The organism is Mycobacteriales bacterium, from assembly GCA_036497565.1.
In the GTDB taxonomy this organism is placed as follows: Bacteria; Actinomycetota; Actinomycetes; order Mycobacteriales; family QHCD01; genus DASXJE01.
On the sequence record DASXJE010000072.1, the window covers coordinates 1 to 2622 of the forward strand.

The window sequence follows — 2622 nt, forward strand, 5'->3', positions numbered from 1 at the left end:
TGTCGTCGTTCACCGGGCGACCCTCGCCCTCATCTTCGCGTCCATGGTCCGGGACAGCCACGCCAGCGGCGCACCCAGCGCGATGTAGACGACCGCGGCGATCAGGAACGGTTCGAGCCCGGCGCCGTGGCCACGCGAGGCGGCCGTTGCCCGGTAGAGGATCTCGGTGGCGGTGATCGTCGAGGCGATCGAGGAGTCCTTGAGCAGGCCGATCGCGTAGGTCGTCGCCGACGGGAGCGCGACCCGGAACGCCTGCGGCCCGATGATCCGCGACATCGACGTCCACGAGTTCATCCCCAGCGCCGCCGCCGACTCGAACTGGCCCCGGTGCACGGCGAGCAGGCCACCTCGGTAGATCTCCGCGAGGTAGCCGGCGGCGATCAGTCCGAGGCCGATCACGGCGGCCGCCAGTGAGCTGAGCTTGACCACGTCGGTGCCGACGCCGAAGTAGACGACGAACAGCAGTACCACCGGCGGGATGCCGCGCAGCACGTCGATCACGAAGCGGGCCACCCACCGCAGCGGCGCCAAAGCGGAGCGGCGGCCCAGTGCCAGGGGTACCCCGAGCACCGCGCCGAGGGCGAACGCGAGGACCGTGATCAGCACGGTCATCGGAACGCCGAGGAGGACGGCCTGTACGAAGACCATCAGCGGTCCGTCACGGCTCGCAGGAAGCGCTTGGTCCGTTCGTTGGACGGCGCGGTCAGTACCTGCGAGGGCGGTCCCTGCTCGATGATCCGCCCGTCGGCCATCACCACGATGCGGTCGGAGACGTCCTGCGCGAAGTGCATCTCGTGGGTGACGATGATCATGGTCATGCCCTCGCCGGCGAGACCCCGCATCACCTCCAGCACGTCCAGGCCGAGCTCGGGGTCCAGTGCCGAGGTGGGCTCGTCGAAGAGCATCACCTTGGGCTCCATCGCCAGTGCCCGGGCGATCGCGATGCGCTGCTGCTGGCCGCCGGAGGACCGGGTCGGGTAGGTGTCGGCCTTCTCGGCGAGCCCGACCCGTCCCAGCAGCTCCCGGGAGTGGGCGTCAGCCTCCTCGCGGTCGCGGCCGAGGACCCGCTCCTGCGCGATCGAGATGTTGCGCAGCACCGTGAGGTGCGGGAACAGGTTGAACGACTGGAACACCATGCCCGCGGTCCGGCGCAGGCTGGTCAGGTCCTTGGGTGAGACGCCCGTCCCGGGATGGATCGTCACGTCGCCGACGGTGATGTCGCCGGAGTCGGGCCGCTCCAGCAGGTTGATGCAGCGCAGCAGCGTGCTCTTGCCCGCCCCGCTCGGGCCGATGATCGAGACCACCTCGCCGGGGGCGACCGCCATGGAGACGTCGTCCACCACGACGTGGTCGCCGAACTGCTTGCGTACGTCGCGCAGGGTGACGCCGACCGGGCTGCCGGCCAGTGCGCCCGGGGTTGCGGTCATCCGGTACCTCCGAGCACTCGGTCGGCGATGGCACCGGCGACGGCCAGGTCCTGCCAGGGCATGCCACAGCCCTTGAACAGCCGTGGCCGGTCGTGGGTGATGGTGACGGCGCCGCGGACCAGGTCGGCCAGGGTGATCAGGTCCTCGGGGTCGAAGGCACCGTCGGAGATGGGGATGACCACGTCACCGGCCTCCCGCAGCGCGCTGGTGCGTGACTCGACGACCACCGACGAGCGCCGGACCAGCGTGGTGTCGACCTCGCGGGCGTCCGGGGAGTGGCTGCCGATGGCGACGGTGACGGCGTGGTCCGCGACGAGCGCGCCGTCGAAGAGGGGGGAGTGCGCGGCGGTCGTGCAGACCACCACGTCGGCCGCCGATACCGCCTCGACGCCGGCGGCGGCGGCGTTCGTCCCGGTCGCGCGGATCCGCCGCACCATTTCCTCGACGTTCCCCGGGGTGCGGCCGATGACGTCGACGTGCGCGACGTCCAGCACGGCGCGGATCGCCTCGACATGGCCCCACGCCTGCACGCCGGTGCCGAACAGTGCGACCCGGGACGAGCCGGGGGCGGTGAGGTGTCGCACGGCGAGCCCGGAGACCGCCGGCGTGCGGAGCGCGGTGAGCGCTGCCCCGTCCAGCACGGCGACCGGCGACAGGTGCGCGCCGTCGAACAGCACGTAGACGCCCTGGATCACCGGACGGACGCCGTCGCTCTCGTTGGCGGGGCGGATGCTGATGATCTTGCTGCCGCAGTACCGGTCGCTTGCCGAGGGCATCTGGAGCAGCTGGCCGTCGGGGGTGTCCAACCGGGACCGCTGGCCATCCCGCTCCGGGTCCAGCCCGGCCAGCAGGGTCTGCTCCAGCGCATCGATCGCGTCGATCATCGACAGGCTCCGCCCGATGGCGGCGGGGCTGATCCACGCCGGGCCGCCGTCGTCCGGGAGGCGTGCCGCCGCTGACGTCATCGATGTCCTTCGTCCCGGTGAGTTGTTGGTAATCGATAACCGTTAAGTGGCAGAATGTGCCCAAACCTCGGAGTGATGTCAACAGCTGAAAGGGAAGCCGTCGTGGACTCGTTACCGCTCAGGCGGCCGAACCTGCGCGATCAGGCACTCGCCGTGATCAGGCAGGCACTGGTCGCCGGCGAGATCCGCCCCGGCGCCATCTACTCGGCCTCCGGCATGGCCAGCGAGCT

General features: G+C 70.7%; 3 protein-coding genes. All 3 read right to left on the bottom strand.

Translation table 11 applies throughout. The features are described from left to right. Positions 1-9 precede the first annotated feature (9 nt). From VGH85_06220 to VGH85_06230, 3 genes are read right to left on the bottom strand one after another with little or no spacing between them, the layout of a single operon-like run. A complete protein-coding gene (locus VGH85_06220) occupies positions 10-648 on the bottom strand; it encodes an amino acid ABC transporter permease (GenBank protein HEY2173394.1) in 639 nt (212 codons plus the stop codon). Next, on the bottom strand, positions 648-1427 hold the full coding sequence (locus VGH85_06225) for an amino acid ABC transporter ATP-binding protein (GenBank protein ID HEY2173395.1): 780 nt from the start codon (positions 1425-1427) through the stop codon (positions 648-650). Before VGH85_06225 ends, VGH85_06220 begins: the two co-directional genes overlap by 1 nt. Continuing rightward, the gene (locus tag VGH85_06230; GenBank protein HEY2173396.1) at positions 1424-2392 is read right to left on the bottom strand and encodes an ornithine cyclodeaminase family protein; all 969 of its coding nucleotides are present in this window, start codon (positions 2390-2392) and stop codon (positions 1424-1426) included. The genes VGH85_06225 and VGH85_06230 overlap by 4 nt, the downstream gene beginning before the upstream one ends. Between the last annotated feature and the right edge of the window lie 230 nt (positions 2393-2622).

Excerpts from the sequence above, each read along its gene's own strand:
- VGH85_06220 (HEY2173394.1), bottom strand. The coding sequence starts at position 648 with ATGGTCTTCGTACAGGCCGTCCTCCTCGGCGTTCCGATGACCGTGCTG.
- VGH85_06225 (HEY2173395.1), bottom strand. The coding sequence starts at position 1,427 with ATGACCGCAACCCCGGGCGCACTGGCCGGCAGCCCGGTCGGCGTCACC.
- VGH85_06230 (HEY2173396.1), bottom strand. The coding sequence starts at position 2,392 with ATGACGTCAGCGGCGGCACGCCTCCCGGACGACGGCGGCCCGGCGTGG.